A 17,139-nucleotide genomic window follows, 5' to 3' on the forward strand; every position below is an offset into this window, starting at 1 on the left:
GGGTGCGAGAGCTTCTTCTTCGGGAGGCTGAAAGATAAGCACTGGGGCGCGTTAAGAAAAGCGCCTTTACCGGCTATTTACCTTGGATTACAACTTTTAACTTCTGTGCTTAGTCCATTCGCTATCTGGCTAAGCCTCTGAAGCACAAATAAAAACGGCCTGGACTAGGCCAGGCCGTAATACTGCATCACGCGTGTTACTGCAAAACGACAGTAATGCGTAGTAACAGTTACTTCAAAACAGCCAGGGCTGCCTCGTAGTTCGGCTCTTGGCCAATTTCGCTGACCAGTTCGCTGTGCAGTACGTTGTCGTTCTCGTCCAGTACCACGACGGCACGGGCGGTCAGGCCGCGGAGCGGGCCATCAGCAAGCGCTACACCGTAGTCGACAGCAAAGGCTGCCTCACGGAAGTCCGACAGGTTCTTCACGTTTTCCAGGCCTTCGGCACCGCAGAAACGCGCCTGGGCAAATGGCAGGTCGGTGGAGATGCACAACACTACGGTGTTGTTCACGTCGTTGACCTGAGCGTTGAACTTGCGAACCGAAGTGGCGCAGGTCGGGGTATCAACGCTTGGGAAAATGTTCAGCACTTTGCGCTTGCCGGCGAAAGTCGCCAGGGTCGCGTCAGACAGGTCGCCGGCAGTCAGGGTGAAGTCTGGCGCCTTGGCGCCGACTTTCGGCAAATCGCCTTCGACCTGGACAGGGTTGCCTCGGAGGGTAACTTGAGCCATGAACGGAATCCTTCTAGTGGTGGTAGTGAAACGAATTTCAGGTGCCGAAGTTAAACACAAAGTTCGATTGGCACCTATGGGCGGACGCAAATTGTCATGGTGCGAGGCTCAACGCCCCGCCGCCACGAACCCGCGCTGCAGATCCTCGATCAACGCCTCCACATCCTCCAGCCCCACATGCAGGCGCACCACCGGGTTCAATCCACGGTCGGCGGCGCTCTGGCGATCCTGTGTATCGGCCAGGGTCACCAGGCTTTCAAAGCCGCCCCAGGATGCGCCCAGGCCAAACAGCTGCAGGCCGTCGATAAACCGTTCGACGTAGCCGGCATCCGCGCGGTCGAGTTCGAAGGACAGCAAACCGTTGCTCCCGCTGAAGTCACGCTTCCACAGCGCGTGGCCAGGATGCTCCGCCAGTGCCGGATGAAACACCCGCTTGACCTGCGGCTGCGCCTGCAACCACTGGGCAATCTTCAACGCCTGGCGCTCGTGCACGTCCAGCCGAGAGGCCAGGGTGCGTGCGCCACGCAGGATCAGGTAGGCATCGTCGGCACTCACCGCATTGCCAAAGGTATCGCTCATTTTCGCCAGGGCCGGCCATGCCGCTTCGGTGGTGCAGACGCTGCCCATCATCACGTCACTGTGGCCGCCAAGGTACTTGGTCAAGGCCATGATCGAGATGTCGGCACCCAGCGCCAGCGGGCGGTACAGGTACGCCGAGCCCCAGGTGTTGTCCACCGCCAACAGAATGCCCCGCGGCTTGCACAGTGCGGCTAGCGCGGGCAGGTCACACAGCTCATACAGCAGCGAACCCGGCACTTCGGCGTAGACCATTTTGGTGTTGGCCTGCAGTTGCGCTTCCAGGCCGCTGCCGTCCGGGGCGAAATAGCTGACTTCGATGCCGAATGGCTGGAGGAACTCCCGGGCCAGTTTGCGCACCGGCGAATAGACGGCGTCGGTGATCAACACATGGTCGCCGGGCCGCAGGTAGGCCAGGAACGTCTGCGCCGCGGCGGCGAGCCCGGTGCCATACAGCCGTGTGCGATAGCCACCCTCAAGTTCGGTGACCAGGTCTTCAAGGGCAAAAGCAGTGGGATTGCCGCGTGCGCCGTAACTCAGGACCCGCTCACTGTCGCGTCGGGAGCGGGCGTCACGCATCTGGGCCAGGTTGTCGAACAGCACGGTGCTCAGGCGGGTGATCGGTACGTTCACCGCCCGACCACCATTGCCGCCTTCGGTACGCGCCGCGTGAATCAGCCGGGTACGCACCCGTGACGCGGGCAACAACGGCTTGAGACTGGCGATTTCCGCTTCGCTCATCTGTGCCAACAGGCCAATTTCCCAGGCGAGATATTGGCGGGCAGCGTCCTTGTTGCCGCTGTGGCGGTCGTGGGTGAAGAACAGGAAGTCGATGCACTGGTTGTCCGGAGGCGTTTGCGCATCCTCGATCACCGGCAAACCGGCCGCAACCCACGCGGCATAGCCGCCGTCGAGCAAACGCACATCGCCGCCCAAGCCCAACGCAGCAAAAGCGGCCAGTGCCGGATCATCAGCCAGCAGCACCAGTGGACGCCCACCAGCGGTCAACCGCGAACGAATCGACCAGCGCGAACCGACAATCCGGCCCTTGCGATGGATCATGCTCGGGCGCAGGTCCACCAGGTCCACGGTGTCGTCCTTCAGCGCCTCGGCCAGCGCCTGCACCGAGATCAGCGGCAGCGCGTCAAAGGGCACGGCCTCCTTGACCTCCAGCGCCAATCCACTGTGGACGCCACCCTCCAGCACATACGCCTCATGTCCCAACTGCCGCAGCCAACTGGCGACAATCGGCGCACGCACACCATCACTGTCCAGCAGCACCACCCGTGCCTGACGCACGCCGATGTACAGGTCGGTGGACTGGATCAATTGCCCGCCCGGCGTGTGTTGCGCCCCCGGCAAACTGCCGGCGGCAAATTCTTCAGCGGTACGCACATCGCACAGGAACAGGCTACGGGCCGGGTCCGTTGCCCATTGGCGAACCTGCTCCGCCTTGACACTGACTACCCCTGCCCGCTCCGCCAATTGCCGGGCAGCCGCGCGCTGTCGGGCCAGATCCGTCGAGACCTGATCGGCATAACGCCGGGTACTGCCATGCTCCAGTTTGAAATTCGCCAGGTACCAACCCTGGGTACCGTTTTCCAATGCATAAACCGGGTTCTTCACACCCAGATTGATCAACGTCTGGGCACCGATAATGCTGCGGGTACGCCCGGCGCAATTGACCACGATCGGCGTGGTTTCATCCGGCACCAGGTCGTGCACGCGGTAGCCCAGCTCACCATTGGGGCAGCAGATCGAACCGGGAATGGTCATCTTGCGGTATTCATCGAACGGCCGACCGTCCAGCACCACCAGCGGCTCGCCCGTGGCCTGCCAGTCCGCCAGTTGCTGCGCGGTGACGTGGGGTGTGTGGCTGGCCTCTTCCACCAATTCGCCAAAGGCTTTCGACGGCACATGCACCCCGGCGAACAACTGCAGACCCGCCGCCTGCCAAGCGTTCGCACCACCTTCCAGTACATGCACATGGCGGTAGCCCAGCGCTTGCAAACGCAGTGCCGTGCGCGCAGCCACATCGCCGCCGTCCTGGTCGTAGATCACCAGGCGCACCCGGGGATTCGGTGCCAGGCGCTGCACCTCCAGTTCCAGGCGGCTATAGGGCAGGTTCACCCCGTGAAACAGGTGGGCCTCGCCGTATTGGCCGTGCTCGCGTACGTCGAACAGGGCGATTTCCTGGCCGTCAAACAGCCATTGTTGCAATTGCCCGGGTGTGATGGTCTGGCTCATGGAAGTCCCGCAAAAAATAGATGGGTTACTGCAAGGCCAGCGAACGCTCGCCGGCGGCCACTTCACGGCCCTTGGCATAGGCCCGCTGGACTGCCGGGCGCGCCTTGATGCGCAGACGCCAGGCCTGGATGTTCGGGTAGTCCGCCAGGTCCTGGCCTTGGCGCAGGGGCTGGATCCACGGGAAGATCGCCATGTCGGCCACCGAATATTCGCCCGCCACATACGGCACCTCGGCCAGGCGCTGCTCCAGCACCCGATACAGGCGCGTGGCTTCGGCGTTCAGCAGGTCCAGGGCAAAGGGAATCGGTTCCGGGGCCTTCTCCTTGAACAGCTGCAACTGGCTCAGGTACGGGGTGATATGCCCTACCTGCCAGAACAGCCACTCCTGGACCTTCTGGCGCTCGGCGCTGCCGGCGGGCGGCAGGAAGCGCCCGGCCTTGTCCGCCAGGTAGTTCAGGATCGCCCCGGACTCGAACAGGCTCAGGGGTGCTTCAAGGCGGTGGTCGACAATCGCCGGAATCCGCCCATTCGCACTGATGCGCTGGAAGCTTTCCTGCTTCTGCGCGCCTTCGCGGATGTTGACCGGAATCAGGCGGTACTCCGCCTCCAGCTCTTCCAGCAGGATGCCGACTTTCAGGCCGTTGCCCGTAGGCCAGTAATACAGATCAATCATAAAAAACCCTGGATGAACGCGGATCCAATTGTGGGAGCGGGCTTGCTCGCGAATGCGGTGGGCCAGAAACGCATTCATTGGCTGACACACCCCATTCGCGAGCAAGCCCGCTCCCACATTTGATGTGTGTTGTGCTCAGGAATAGGCCCGGATTGAAGGCGCCATCTGCGATGCGTTGTAGTTGAGGATCCGGCCGTCTGCTTCAACGCCGTAACGGCCATTGAGGGATTCCAGCGGCAAGCCGTACAGGTGGAAATGCAAGGTCGGCTGCTCACCCTCAACGCGAATCCCGTGCAGGTCTTCACCGAGGAACGAGATAGAGGTGCCCGGCTGCACGACGACTTCTTTCTCAAGGGTCAGGGTGGTGAAGCCTTCCTCACGCCCTTCATCGTTGCGGCCATACACGTAGTTGATTTCCTGGCCTTCAACGGCACTGATGATCGCCCAGGTTTCGTGGTTGTGCGGGAGGGTGCTTTTGCCCGGCAGCAACGAGTTCAGGTACAGGGTGGGCGTGTCGCCGTCGTCGTTCAGGCGATAGCGGAACGCGGTACTGCCCTGGCCCGGCACCGGCGCGGGGAATTCGCTGAAGTTGAACAGGTCCCGGCGCTCGGCCAGGGTTTCCAGCAGCCCGACGATTTCCACCAGGGCCGCGCGGTCTACGCCACGCTGGTTGATGACGCGGATCTGCTGCAGGAAGTCTTCGATAACGGCGGCACGGTTTGCGGTACTCATGACGAGGTTCCTCTTGTTAGACGGACAGGGTGTAGCGGCTCAGGTTGGTCAACAGGTACGGATCGTTGGCGATCGGCGGCCGACGGCCGGGATCGCCCAAGGCATGGCGCAGGAATTCCTGGGTCCGTTCACTGGTGGGGCGCTGGAAGATCTGCTCGGCGCTGCCGTGCTCGACGATCACGCCGTTTTCGGTGAAATAGACGATGTCGCTGATCTCTTCGGCAAAGCGCATTTCGTGGGTCACCAGCACGCAGGTCATGCCTTCTTCGGTCAGCTCGCGAATCACCGTCAGTACTTCACCGACGGTTTCCGGGTCCAGGGCCGAGGTCACTTCATCGAACAGGATCAGCTCGGGGCGCATCGCCAACGCCCGGGCAATCGCCACCCGCTGCTGTTGGCCGCCGGACAATTGGCCCGGATAGGCATCGGCCTTGTGCTCCATGCGCACTTTGGCCAACAGCGCCCGGGCATCTTTCTCGGCATCGGCACGGTTGCGACCGAGCACTTTGCGCGGGGCGATCACCAGGTTTTCCAGCACGGACAAATGCGGGAACAGGTTGTATTGCTGGAACACAAAACCCACACGCTTGCGCAACTCGATACGCTGCGCTTCCTGGGTCAGCGTATCGACCCGGGTTTCGCCCACGCGAATGGTGCCGCGCTGGGGCTGCAACAGGCCGGTGATGCAACGCAGGATGGTCGACTTGCCCGAGCCCGACGGGCCGATGATCGACACCGCCTGGCCGCGATGCACATCGAGGTCGATGCCCTTGAGCACCCGGTTGTCACCGAACGACAGCTGCAAATCCCGCAGGCTGACCAGGGGTTCAATAGAAGGCATAACGGCGCTCCAGGCGTTGGGTCAAACGGGAAATCGGGTAGCAGTAGGCAAAGAACAGCACCAGCAAACTCAGGTAGATCACCACGGTAAAGCCGGTCATGTTCACGGTGTTGCTGGCGATCTGTGCGGTGTCGATCACGTCGTGCACGCCCACCAGCGACGCCAGGGCAGTGCCCATGGTGACCACCGCGTAGAGGTTCATCCACGGCGGCAACATGCGCTTGAAGCACTGGGGCAGAATGATCGAGCTGAATATCTGGCCGCGGGTAAATGCCAGTGAGCGCGCCGCCTCCCACTGGGTGCTGGGGATCGAGCCGATGGCGCCGCGAAAGATCTCCGCCACGTTGGCGCTGGCCGGCAATGCCAGGCCAATCGTCACCTTGACCCAGTCCGGGAACGACACGTAGCTGCTGCCGATATGGATCTCGAACGGGAACACGTAGGTGGTGAAATAGATCAGCACCAGCCACGGTGCATTGCGGAAAACCTGCACCCAGATCCGCGCGGGCAACCGAAGCAGGCGAAGGGGTGACAGGGCCAACGCGCCCACCATCAGGCCCAGCAGCGAACCAAGACCAATCGCCACCAGGCTGATCAGGATGTTCTGGCCGAAACCAGTCACCAGCGCCGGCGACCATTGCAGCAACGCCGACAGCACCGGGAATGAATCAATGGCCATAGCCGGGCATCCTCAGGCGCGCTTCCAGCCAGCGCCCCACACAATTGACGGTAAAACTCAGCAAGCCGAAAAAGCTCAGGATCAGAATCATCAGCTCCAGCACGTTATCGCTCTGGGTCCAGATCATGATCGAGGCGTAAGTGATGTCGCCCACGGCGATGGCCGAGGCCACGGCGGTCATTTTCACCAGGTCGATCAGGTTGTTGATCAGCGACGGCAGCGCGAAGCGCAGGGCCAACGGCAACTGCACATTCCACAGCAATTGCCGACTGCTGAACGCCAGGGAGCTGGCGGCTTCCAGGGTCACGGCGGGCACCGCTTCGATGCCGGCGCGCAGGGCTTCGGCGTGGAACGCGCCCTTGTGCAGCGAAATCACGATCACCACCCAGGCAAACGGCGTCAGCGGGTTGGCCGCGCCGACGGCCTGGGTCAGCAGCATGTTCAACACCAGGAATGCGCAGTACAGCTGCACCAGGGTCGGCGTGTTGCGGGTGACTTCGATAAACACCCGCGCCGGTTTGGCCAGCCACGGGTTGCCGGAAGTCAGCAGCGTTGCCAGGCTGATCCCGGCCAGCAGGCTGCCAACGACGGTGAACAGGCACAACAGCACGGTGGTCAACGCGCCCTGCTCCAGGGTGCCGCGCTGATAGGCATCCAGCAGGAAGCTGTAGTTGAGGCCGATACCGGCGGCCCAGTGCACAAAAAGCTCCAGCCAATGACTCATTCGACGCCCCGCAGCTTGCCGCAGGCGACAGCGATACGGCGGCCGGCCTCGGCCACGCTGTCGGTCGCCGTGGCGATGGACAGGCGAAACCACGGCGACAGGCCGTAGGCACTGCCCGCTACTCCGGCGACGCCCTCCTCCAGCAAGTACGCGACGACATCGCCGTCATCGTTCAGGCACTGACCGTCCGGGCGATAGCGGCCAAGCAAACCGGCGCAACGCACGAACACGAAAAAGCCGCCCTGGGGTTCGAGTACTTCCAGGCCCACGACGGTGCCGAGGGCCATCATCAACAGGTCCCGGCGCAGCTGATAGGCCGCTACCTGCTCGGCCAAAAAGCCCAGTCCGCCGGTGAATGCCGCCAATGCAGCAGCCTGGCCCACGGAGGAAGCACCGGAGGTGGATTGCGACTGAACAACCGCCATTGCATGGGTCAAGGCCTGCGGCCCGGCGCCGAAACCGATGCGCCAGCCCGTCATGGCGTAGGTCTTGGACACGCCGCCCACCAGCAGGCAACGGTCCTGCAAATCCGGCGCAACGTTCAGCAGGCTCTGGGCCGGGCGCCCGTCGAAGCGGATGTGTTCGTAGAGTTCATCCAGCAGCACCAGCACCTGGGGATGGCGACGCAGCACCTCGGCCAGCGCATGCAGTTCAGCCTCGCTATACACCGCACCGCTCGGGTTGCCCGGGCCGTTAAGGATCAGCCAGCGGGTGCGTTGATTGATGTGTTGCTCCAGCTGGGCGGGCAGCAGTTTGCAGCCCTGCTCCAGCCCGCACTCGATAAACACCGGCTCGCCACCGTTGAAGCGCACGCTGTCGGGGAACGACGGCCAGTAAGGCGTCGGCACCAGCACTTGATCGCCGTCGTCGAGGGTTGCGGCGAAGGCGTTGAAGATGATCTGTTTCGCGCCGTTGGCGATCACGATATTCGGCAGCGAATAGTCCAGGTGGTTTTCTTCGGCCAGTTTTCGCTGCACGGCCATGCGCAAGGCTTTTACCCCGGGTGTCGGCGTGTACTTGGTGGCGCCCGCAGCAATGGCTGCGCAGGCGGCTTGCTTGATGTGCTCCGGGGTATCGAAATCCGGCTCGCCGGTGGTCAGGTCCAGAATGTCGCGGCCGGCGTCACGCAGTTCCGTGGCGCGGGATTTGGCCGCCGCATTGGCCGACAGCGACACGCGCTGCACCCGCTTGGACAAGCGAACGGTCATGGCTGCACCTCAATGACTTTGCCGGGATTGAGCAGGTTTTTCGGGTCGAGGGCCCGCTTGATGCGGCGCATCAGGTCCAGTTCCACCGGGCTTTTGTAGCGGCCCAGCAGGCCGACCTTGCGCTGGCCAATCCCGTGTTCGGCGCTGATGGAGCCGCCGTGGGCATGGGCGCTGTCGTGTACCAGCAAGCTCAATTCGGCGTAGTTGCGCATGTGCTCGTCAACCGTTGAATCCAGCGGATGGGCCACGTTGTAATGCAGGTTGCCGTCCCCCAGGTGCCCGAACGTGAAGTTGCGAACACCGGGGAAATGCGTCTGCAACAGCGCATCGGTATGGGCGACGAAGGCGACGATTTGCGAAATGGGCACCGAGATATCGTGCTTCATATTGCGTCCGGCACGCTTCTGCGCTTCGCTCATGTTCTCCCGCAGCAGCCATAGCGCTTCGCTTTGCGCCAGGCTTTCGGCGATCAGTGCGTCGGCCAGCAGTGCCTGTTCGAAGGCTTCACCGAGGACCGTTTCGAAGGCTTCGCGGGCGTGGGTTTCACCGTGGTTATCCGACAGCTCCAGCAAGGCAAACCAGGGTTGACTGGCGTTGAGAAATGGTTGCGGGCCCTCGGGAAATTGCTCGCGCAACAACGCCAGGCAATCGGCGCTGAGCAATTCGAATGCAGTGAGGTTTGCACCAAAACCGGCGCGGGCATGGGACAGGAACGCCACCGCCTGGGCCAACTCGTCAAACGCCAGCAGCGCTGTCGCCTGGGCCTTGGGCAGCGGGAACAGCTTCAGGGTCGCGGCGGTGATAATCCCGAGGGTACCTTCGCTGCCCACGTACAAATCCCGCAGGTCGTAGCCGGTGTTGTCCTTGCGCAACCCTCGCAGGCCATTCCAGATTTCGCCTTCGGCGGTCACCACTTCCAGGCCCAGGGTCAACTCGCGGGTGTTGCCATAACGCAGCACGGCGGTGCCGCCTGCATTGGTGCCAAGGTTGCCGCCGATGGTGCAACTGCCTTCGGCGCCCAGACTCAATGGAAACAGGCGATCGGCTTCACGGGCCACGTCCTGGATGTTTTGCAGGATGCAGCCGGCTTCGACGGTCAGGGTGTCGTTGTCGGTATCGATCACACGCACCCGGTTCATGCGGTCGAGCAGCAACAATACCGCGCGGCCGCTGGCATCCGGTGTGGCACCCGCCATCAGGCCGGTGTTGCCGCCCTGGACCACGATGGGCGCTTCCAGGGCGACACACGCACGCACCACGGCGGCCACTTCCTCGGTGTTGGCCGGGTGCACCACGGCGATCACCTGGCCGGTGTAGCGGCCCTGTTTGTCGGTCAGGTACTGGGCGGCGTCTTCGCTGCGCTGCACATGGGCGGCGCCGAGCAGTTGTTGCAGGGTGGCGAATAGCGCTTCACTCATGGCTGTACTGCTCGTGCAGATCACGCAGGGCTTGGGACGGAGCCATGCCGGTACGTTCGCCGAGGGCGATCAACCAGCCGCTGCGATGCCAGTCGCGCACGATGGCGTCGAGCCTGGCCTGGGTGTCGTGTTCGCCTTTGCGGATCCAGATCACGGATTTGGACGGGATCAAATCCCCCGGCAACGGGATCTCGTAGCCGGACCATTCGGCATCGCCGAGCAGCGCGTGCATGGTCGGGCTGACGTGCACCGCCGCCACACAGCCATTGCCGCGCAACGACAGCAAAGATTCGGACTGGCTGCGGAACGCCTTGATCTGCGCGCCGTAGGTTTCCTGCAACGGCTTGATGAAGTTGCTGCCCTGGGACACGCACACCGGCTTGCCCTTGAGGTCGGCCCACTGGGTGATGCCGGCGCCTTTGCGGATCAACGCCGCGCCGCCGACCTCTTCATAGGGCGTGGGCACGTAGTCGAGAATCTCGGCGCGTTCGTCGGTGTACTGCATGTTGGCGATCAGCACGTCGACCTTGCCCTGTTGCAGGAACTGCACGCGGTTGGGCGCCAGTACCGAAACGGTCCTGGTCTCCACACCCAGCGCCTGGCCCAGGCCCTTGGCCAGTTCGACGTTGTAGCCCAGGTGTTCGCCGGTCTTGGGGTCGATGGTGCCAAACGGCGGACCGCTGAGGATCACGCCGACGCTGATGGCGTGGCGTTGCTGGATCTTGTCGAGGGTGGCGTCGGCGTGGACCAGGCTGGCGCACAGTGCCAGGCCCAAGGCGGTCAGGGTTCTCAATGTCATGTGTCAGGCGCCCTTGAACTGTTTTTGCAACTCCACCAGCGCCGGGGACGCCGGGGTGATGTGGTTGCGGGTCTGGGCTTCGATCAGCCAGCCGCTGCGGTGCAGGTCCTTGACGATCGGGTCGAGTTTGGCCTGGGTGTCGCTCTCGCCACGGCGGGTCCAGATTACCGATGGCGCCGGGTTCAGCTCGGGACTGAGGGTGCGGTAATCCTTCCATTCGGCGCTGTCGTTGATCAGCGGGTTGACCAGGGTGGAGTCATGCACCGCGGCGACGCAGTTGTTGCCGCGCAGGGCCAGCAGGGATTCCGAAGAGCTCTTGAAGGCCTTGATCTGCGCGCCCAGTTCGGTCAGCGGCTTGATGTAGCTGCTGCCCTGGGAGGTGCACACCGGCTGGTCCTTGAGATCTTCCCAGCGGGTGATCTTGCTGTCCTTGAGTACGGCAGCAGTGCCGCCGATCTTGTAGAACGGCGTCGGCACGAACCCGAGGATCTCGCCACGCTCGGCGGTCCATTCCATATTGGCGATCAGCAGGTCGACCTTGCCCTGTTGCAGGAACTGCACACGGTTGGCCGGCAATACCGGCACCAGCTGCACCTCGGCGCCCAACTGACGGCCCAGCTCGTTGGCCAGGTCGACGTTCAAGCCCCTGGGCTTCTGGGTGGTGGGGTCGATGCCGCCAAACGGCCCGCCAGACAGCAGCACGCCGACCACCAGCACATGGCGCTGCTGGATCTTGTCCAGGGTCGCATCGGCCTGAGCCACTGCGCTGCCGCCCAGGGCGATCAACGCGCCCAGGACCACAGGCAACCTTCGTTTTACCGCCGCGCGCACAAACCCCATGGAACTCCCCTCATTAGCGATCGGCGTACCCCGACCTGATGTGGGGGCATGCTAGGGAGAGTGCCGGGCTAACGGAAATTCAAATATCTAATATCGTTATAACTTCCCGTATATGGACGCGCTTACTTTTGGCCATATACTCGAATTCATTAGCCCTCGTAAAAACCCGGCGCGACAAAACATAAACATCTGTAATGTTTATCTTCGCACCCTTGATATAAAAACGCCCTGGAATGGCCATGTCGACCCTCGATCTTGAACTGCTCCGCACCTTTATCGCCGTGGTCGACCACCACAGCTTTGCCGAAGCCGGCACTCACCTGGCACGCACACAATCTTCCGTCACCCAGCATATGCAGCGTCTGGAACAACAAGTGGGCGTCAGCCTGTTTGAAAAACGTGGCCGGCAAAAACAACTGACAGAACCCGGGATGCAACTGTTGCGGCATGCGCGGCAGATGCTCTCGCTGAATGACGATGCACTCAATTCCCTGCGGGAAAGCAGCCTCAGCGGCGTACTGCGTATCGGCTCGCCCCACGACATCGCCGACACCATCCTGCCGCCGATCCTCAGCCACATCGCCCGCTCGGCACCGCGCCTGCGCCTGGAGATCGACGTCGGGCGCAGCCCGTTCCTGATGGATGACCTGCACCGGGGCAAGGTCGACATGGTGATTTCCACCCGCGCCGATGCCAACCTCGAAGGCTTTGCGCTGCGCACCTCGCCGGTGTGGTGGATTTGTTCGGCGCAATACATTCACTCGCCAAGCGAGCCGCTGCCATTGATTCTGGTGGATGAGCCGAGCATTTATCGGCGCTACGCCCTTGAGGCGCTGGAACGGGCGAATATCCCGTGGCGCCAGGCGTACCTGGCATCGAACCTGATCGGTATCAAGGCGGCAACCCGCGCAGGGCTCGGCGTGACCCCACGGAGCATGGAGATGCTAGGGCCGGATATGCGGGTATTGGGGGAAAACGATGGATTGCCGAGGATGCCGGAGGTCACGTACTACCTGTGGATCCGTCCGAACACGGCGAACCCGATTGCGCGCAAGGCATATGACCTGATCAGGGCCAGCCAGGGGCTGGCGCTGGGCTAAAGGTTATTGCTGGGTCAATTGGGTCCACAGCGCGGGTGCGCCAGCAGACTTGGCGATCGCCTCAAGGCGCGCCGCGTGTTCGGCCATGTCCTGCTCGCTGGCGCGAATAATCGTAGTGGGCTGGCGATCCGCTGGCAGGCGGCGGATTTCCGAAGGACGATTGCCCGAGCCTTCCGCCGAACCATTGCCGTCCGAGGCATTACCGGCCAGGGACAGGCTGGTCTGGCCACCGGTCATGGTCAGGTAGACGTCAGCGAGAATCTCGGAGTCGAGCAACGCGCCGTGGAGTTCACGGCCGGAGTTGTCGACGCCATAGCGTTTGCACAACGCATCGAGGCTGTTGCGCTGGCCCGGGTGACGCTCACGCGCCATCATCAAGGTGTCGAGGATCGAGCAGTGCCGGGTAATATCAGCCCGGTCGGTCTGCCCCATCAGCGCGAATTCGTTGTTGATGAAGCCAACGTCGAACGCCGCGTTATGGATGATCAGTTGCGCGCCGTTGATGAACTCAAAGAACTCATCCGCCACTTCGGCAAACCGTGGCTTGCCCACCAGGAATTCGTTGGTGATGCCGTGGACGCCGATGGCGCCTTCGTCACTTTCCCGATCCGGTTGCAGGTAGACGTGGAAGTGCCGGCCGGTGAGGCGGCGGCCCATCAGTTCGACACAGCCGATTTCAATGATCCGGTGGCCGTCGGTCACCGGCATGCCGGTGGTTTCGGTATCGAGTACAACAGATCGGATGGCCATCAGGGTTCAGCTCTCAACGGTTTGGTACATTTCAAGGGGCGGGATCTTAACACGTCAGCCGGCATCAGCTCTGTTTGTAGCCGCGCACTTCATCCACACCGCGGTTGGCCAGTTGGTCGGCCCGCTCGTTGCCGGGATGGCCGATGTGCCCGCGCACCCATTTCCAGGTAATGTTGTGGCGATTGCATTGCTCATCGAGCAATTGCCACAGGTCGGCGTTTTTCACCGGCTCCTTGGCCGCAGTCTTCCAGCCGCGCTTCTTCCAGTTGACCATCCACTCGTTGATGCCCTTCATCACGTACTGGGAGTCGGTCACCAGCAATACGTCGCAACGGCGCTTGAGCTCTTCCAGGCCACGGATCGCGCCCATCAGTTCCATACGGTTGTTGGTGGTGTTGGCTTCGCCGCCCCACAGTTCCTTCTCCACGCCCTTGCACACCAGCAAGGCGCCCCATCCGCCGGGGCCGGGGTTACCCTTGCAGGCGCCATCGGTGAAGAGTTCTACGGTATCGGTCATTTCACTGTCCATTAAAGCGGGATCCATCAAAGCGGGTTGCCGATAATCGACCGACAAGTGCCCGAGGTCGAGAGGCTCGACCTGAAATCAAAAAGGTATGTTTACTGTTCGCTCTGCTTGCGATTGACCTTGGCCATCGGCATCGGCACCAGCTTGCCCATCGGCTCGCGACGCACCTGGCGCACCGGGCGCAGGCCAACGACGATCTTGCGCGCCACCAACAGGTAGAAACCCCCGCCGGACAATTGCCAGGCACCGGCCCTGCGTTCCCAGCCGGCCAGCCGGCCTTGCCACTTGGCAGACGCAAGCGGCGGACGATAGCACCCGAAGCGGCGTTTCTCCAGCGCAAAGCCCAGCAGGTTCAACCAGTCGCCGACTCGCGACGGCGAGATGCAGCGCGCCTGGCGCAGCCCGTCATGGGCGAACACATGGCGCAAGCCCCAACTGCTCCAGGGGTTGATGCCAATGATCAGCAAATGGCCACCAGGGCGCACGCTGCTGGCCGCTTCGCGCAGCAAACCGTGGGGCGACAGGCAGAAATCCAGGCCATGCTGCATCACCACCACATCGGCCGCATGCTCGCTCAACGGCCAGGCCTGCTCCTCGCAGACGATTTCAACCCCCGGCAGCGGCGCCCCCAGGCGCACATTGCGTTGCACCTGGGGTGCCGACGGCGGGGTTTGTGCCGACGGCCCGTAATGCACCAGGTAACCACCAAAGAACCGACCCAGCTCGTCTTCGAGCATGCGCCGTTCTTCATCCAGTAAAAATTGCCCGACAGGCCCGGACAGCCATTCACGGGCGGCACCGATCAGTGCCAGCCACTCGGGATCGGCCTGGGCGAACGCTTTATCAGTCATTGCATTCTCCAACGCGCCAAGAAGCTCTAAGATGCACCAATGTGTTCAGCTTGGCGAATCAAAGAATGATACAGATCAGTGCCCTGCCCGCCTTCACCGATAACTACATCTGGTTGTTACAGGATCAGCCGAACAAGCGCTGCGCGGTGGTCGATCCCGGTGATGCCGCGCCCGTGCTGGCCTGGCTCCAGCAGCATCCCGAGTGGACCCTCAGCGACATCCTGGTGACTCACCATCACCATGATCATGTCGGCGGCGTCGAGCAACTTAAAAGTGTTTCAGGCGCCACGGTCTACGGCCCGGCAAATGAAAAGATCCCGGCGCGGGACGTGGCACTCCAGGATAACGACCGCATCAACGTGCTGGGTTGGGACTTCGAGGTGTTTGCCGTACCCGGCCATACCCTGGGGCACATCGCCTTTTATCACGAGGGCGTGCTGTTCTGTGGCGACACCCTCTTCGCCGCCGGTTGTGGCCGCCTGTTCGAAGGCACCCCGCAGCAAATGCACACCTCACTGGAGCGCCTGGCGGCCTTGCCGGCCAACACGCTGGTGTACTGCACCCACGAATACACACAAAGTAACCTGAAATTCGCCCAGGCCGTGGAACCGCATAACGCGGATATCGCCGAACGGGTGGAGAACGTGCGGCAACTGCGGGCGAACGGCCAGATAACATTGCCTTCGACTTTGGCCCTGGAAAAACGCACCAACCCTTTTCTGCGGACCTCTGAAACATCCGTTAAAGAAAAAGCGGACGAACGGAATGGCCGCGATAACCGGTCCGGGAGTGAGGTGTTTGCTAGCTTGAGGTCGTGGAAAGATACGTTCTAAGCGCGCGGAATTTAGTACGTAATTTCTGAATGGTTGACCGCAACCCACGCGCTTTCTAGAATCGCCCGACATTTTTGCCCGGAACTTACTTCCAGCCAATGTCGTCATCTATTCGTAAAACCAACCATTCAGACGCATTGACCCGCCTGGCTCAAGCCGTGGCGGTGGCTGTGTCCGCTACTCTGGCGGGCTGCCAATCGACCCATTTTGCCGCACAATCCACCGTGCAACCCAAGCCAAACCTTACCGCCAAGATCAAGCATAAACCCCTTTGGCTATCAGAGAAGCCAAGCCCGGAAGTGCCCCAGGATGTCTGGGAACGCATGCGCCGGGGCTTTCAATTGCAGGACGGGTTAGGCGTCAACCCGCGCATTGAACAGCAACGATTGTGGTTTGCCAGCAACCCTTCCTTCCTCGAGAACGCCGGCGAACGCGGCAGCCTCTACATTCATTACATCGTCGAACGCCTTGAAGAACGCAACATGCCGCTGGAGCTGGCGCTGCTGCCAGTGATTGAAAGTGCCTACAACCCAATGGCCTATTCCCGCAGCGATGCGGTCGGCCTGTGGCAGTTCGTTCCCGCCACCGGGCGCTATTTCAACCTGCGTCAGACCCGCGCCTACGACGGCCGCCGCGACATCACCGCCTCCACCACCGCCGCCCTCGACTACCTGACTCGCCTGCATGACATGTTCAACGGCGACTGGTTGCTGGCCCTGGCGGCTTACAACGCCGGTGAGGGCACGGTCAGCCGGGCCATCGAGCGTAACGAGAAGCTCGGTTTGCCGACGGACTACTGGAACCTGCCACTGCCCCAGGAAACCAAGGACTACGTGCCCAAGTTCCTGGCGCTGTCCCAGGTAGTGCTGGCCCCCGAGGCGTATGGCGTCAACCTGAACCCGATCGCCAACACGCCGTACTTCGAAGTGGTAGAAATCAAGACCAGCATGGACCTGTCACGGGTCGCCGCGCTGGCCGAGATCGACGAAGACGAACTGTTCCAGCTCAACCCGGCCTTGAAACAGCGCACCACCCTGGACGGCCCGCAGCATTTGCTGGTGCCGACGTCCAAGGCGCAGTTGCTGGCCAGCAGCCTTTCGGCGATGAAGCCCGAAGAATTGCTGAGCATGCGCCCGAAAAAGCCGGTGTTCGACGACGTTGAGCACAAGGCCATTGCCGGTCGCACCCGCAACTACAAGGTGCGCAGCGGCGACAACCTGACGCTGATCGCCAAGGCCAACAAGGTCGATGTACATGACCTGCAGCGCTGGAACAAGCTCAATGGGCAGGCGCTCAAGGTCGGCCAGACCCTGGTGATGCAGGACACCCGCAAGCTGGTGGCCAAGGCCGACAGCAAGAAGCCGGTGCAGTACAAGGTCAAGAAAGGCGATTCGCTGTACATCGTCGCCAAGCGCTTCAACGTCGAGATGCAACATCTCAAGCGCTGGAACCCACGCACTGGCCAGGCGCTGAAACCTGGGCAGATGCTGGTGGTTTCCGGGCCGCGCTAAGCAGCAAACACGAGGGGGAACTGGCAACAGCTCCCCCTTTGTTCTTCACCCTGCCAACCCCCACCCAAGCCTGTAGCCTCCCTCCTACGGCGCCAGCCTTT

Annotated in this window: 17 protein-coding genes; 3 read left to right on the forward strand and 14 right to left on the reverse strand. The window is 62.1% G+C overall.

Translation table 11 applies throughout. The features are described from left to right. Nucleotides 1–229 precede the first annotated feature (229 nt). The 11 genes from tpx to HX807_RS07660 all read right to left on the reverse strand — a co-directional run bounded on the left by tpx (nucleotide 230) and on the right by HX807_RS07660 (nucleotide 11,467). Nucleotides 230–730, reverse strand: a complete 501-nt coding sequence (tpx, locus tag HX807_RS07610) for a thiol peroxidase (protein ID WP_134326424.1) — start codon at nucleotides 728–730, stop codon at nucleotides 230–232. Between the two features lie 108 nt (nucleotides 731–838). Then, nucleotides 839–3,553, reverse strand: a complete 2,715-nt coding sequence (gene metC, locus HX807_RS07615) for a cystathionine beta-lyase (RefSeq protein WP_134326423.1) — start codon at nucleotides 3,551–3,553, stop codon at nucleotides 839–841. 25 nt (nucleotides 3,554–3,578) lie between these two features. Next, a complete protein-coding gene (locus tag HX807_RS07620; RefSeq protein WP_177049666.1) occupies nucleotides 3,579–4,226 on the reverse strand; it encodes a glutathione S-transferase family protein in 648 nt (215 codons plus the stop codon). Nucleotides 4,227–4,361: 135 nt separating this feature from the next. Next, nucleotides 4,362–4,958: a cysteine dioxygenase gene (locus HX807_RS07625; protein WP_134326421.1), complete on the reverse strand. Its 597-nt coding sequence runs from the start codon at nucleotides 4,956–4,958 to the stop codon at nucleotides 4,362–4,364. A 16-nt stretch (nucleotides 4,959–4,974) separates the two neighbouring features. Beyond that, nucleotides 4,975–5,799 (reverse strand): amino acid ABC transporter ATP-binding protein, encoded by an 825-nt coding sequence (locus HX807_RS07630; protein WP_003207489.1) that lies wholly within the window; start codon nucleotides 5,797–5,799, stop codon nucleotides 4,975–4,977. Continuing rightward, nucleotides 5,786–6,478, reverse strand: a complete 693-nt coding sequence (locus HX807_RS07635) for an amino acid ABC transporter permease (protein ID WP_003207487.1) — start codon at nucleotides 6,476–6,478, stop codon at nucleotides 5,786–5,788. The genes HX807_RS07630 and HX807_RS07635 overlap by 14 nt, the downstream gene beginning before the upstream one ends. Further along, nucleotides 6,468–7,202, reverse strand: coding sequence for an amino acid ABC transporter permease (locus HX807_RS07640; RefSeq protein WP_134326420.1), 735 nt, complete (start codon nucleotides 7,200–7,202; stop codon nucleotides 6,468–6,470). The genes HX807_RS07635 and HX807_RS07640 overlap by 11 nt, the downstream gene beginning before the upstream one ends. After that, nucleotides 7,199–8,410, reverse strand: coding sequence for an aminotransferase class I/II-fold pyridoxal phosphate-dependent enzyme (locus HX807_RS07645; protein WP_134326419.1), 1,212 nt, complete (start codon nucleotides 8,408–8,410; stop codon nucleotides 7,199–7,201). The genes HX807_RS07640 and HX807_RS07645 overlap by 4 nt, the downstream gene beginning before the upstream one ends. Then, complete coding sequence (locus HX807_RS07650; protein WP_134326418.1) at nucleotides 8,407–9,828, reverse strand: FAD-binding oxidoreductase; 1,422 nt, start codon at nucleotides 9,826–9,828, stop codon at nucleotides 8,407–8,409. Before HX807_RS07650 ends, HX807_RS07645 begins: the two co-directional genes overlap by 4 nt. Further along, entirely contained in the window at nucleotides 9,821–10,627 is an 807-nt protein-coding gene (locus HX807_RS07655) for a transporter substrate-binding domain-containing protein (RefSeq protein ID WP_102605662.1), read from the reverse strand. The genes HX807_RS07650 and HX807_RS07655 overlap by 8 nt, the downstream gene beginning before the upstream one ends. A gap of 3 nt (nucleotides 10,628–10,630) precedes the next feature. Beyond that, nucleotides 10,631–11,467: a transporter substrate-binding domain-containing protein gene (locus HX807_RS07660; protein WP_134326417.1), complete on the reverse strand. Its 837-nt coding sequence runs from the start codon at nucleotides 11,465–11,467 to the stop codon at nucleotides 10,631–10,633. Nucleotides 11,468–11,706: 239 nt separating this feature from the next. Here HX807_RS07660 and HX807_RS07665 point away from each other — a divergent pair, with 239 nt between their 5' ends. Beyond that, nucleotides 11,707–12,567: a LysR substrate-binding domain-containing protein gene (locus tag HX807_RS07665; RefSeq protein WP_003207477.1), complete on the forward strand. Its 861-nt coding sequence runs from the start codon at nucleotides 11,707–11,709 to the stop codon at nucleotides 12,565–12,567. A 3-nt stretch (nucleotides 12,568–12,570) separates the two neighbouring features. Here the strand turns inward: HX807_RS07665 and dnaQ are convergent, their stop codons facing one another. The 3 genes from dnaQ to HX807_RS07680 all read right to left on the reverse strand — a co-directional run bounded on the left by dnaQ (nucleotide 12,571) and on the right by HX807_RS07680 (nucleotide 14,694). After that, the gene (gene dnaQ / locus HX807_RS07670) at nucleotides 12,571–13,311 is read right to left on the reverse strand and encodes a DNA polymerase III subunit epsilon (RefSeq protein WP_162835175.1); all 741 of its coding nucleotides are present in this window, start codon (nucleotides 13,309–13,311) and stop codon (nucleotides 12,571–12,573) included. A 70-nt stretch (nucleotides 13,312–13,381) separates the two neighbouring features. Further along, the gene (gene rnhA, locus HX807_RS07675) at nucleotides 13,382–13,834 is read right to left on the reverse strand and encodes a ribonuclease HI (protein WP_003207474.1); all 453 of its coding nucleotides are present in this window, start codon (nucleotides 13,832–13,834) and stop codon (nucleotides 13,382–13,384) included. A gap of 101 nt (nucleotides 13,835–13,935) precedes the next feature. Further along, nucleotides 13,936–14,694: a class I SAM-dependent methyltransferase gene (locus HX807_RS07680; protein WP_008435200.1), complete on the reverse strand. Its 759-nt coding sequence runs from the start codon at nucleotides 14,692–14,694 to the stop codon at nucleotides 13,936–13,938. 65 nt (nucleotides 14,695–14,759) lie between these two features. On the opposite strand from HX807_RS07680, the gene gloB reads away from it, so the two are divergent. Continuing rightward, nucleotides 14,760–15,527, forward strand: a complete 768-nt coding sequence (gene gloB, locus HX807_RS07685; protein ID WP_134326415.1) for a hydroxyacylglutathione hydrolase — start codon at nucleotides 14,760–14,762, stop codon at nucleotides 15,525–15,527. 98 nt (nucleotides 15,528–15,625) lie between these two features. Continuing rightward, nucleotides 15,626–17,038: a lytic transglycosylase domain-containing protein gene (locus HX807_RS07690; RefSeq protein ID WP_177049668.1), complete on the forward strand. Its 1,413-nt coding sequence runs from the start codon at nucleotides 15,626–15,628 to the stop codon at nucleotides 17,036–17,038. Nucleotides 17,039–17,139: the final 101 nt, after the last annotated feature.

It is taken from the genome of Pseudomonas sp. D8002 (assembly GCF_013385695.1).
Classification (GTDB): domain Bacteria; phylum Pseudomonadota; class Gammaproteobacteria; order Pseudomonadales; family Pseudomonadaceae; genus Aquipseudomonas.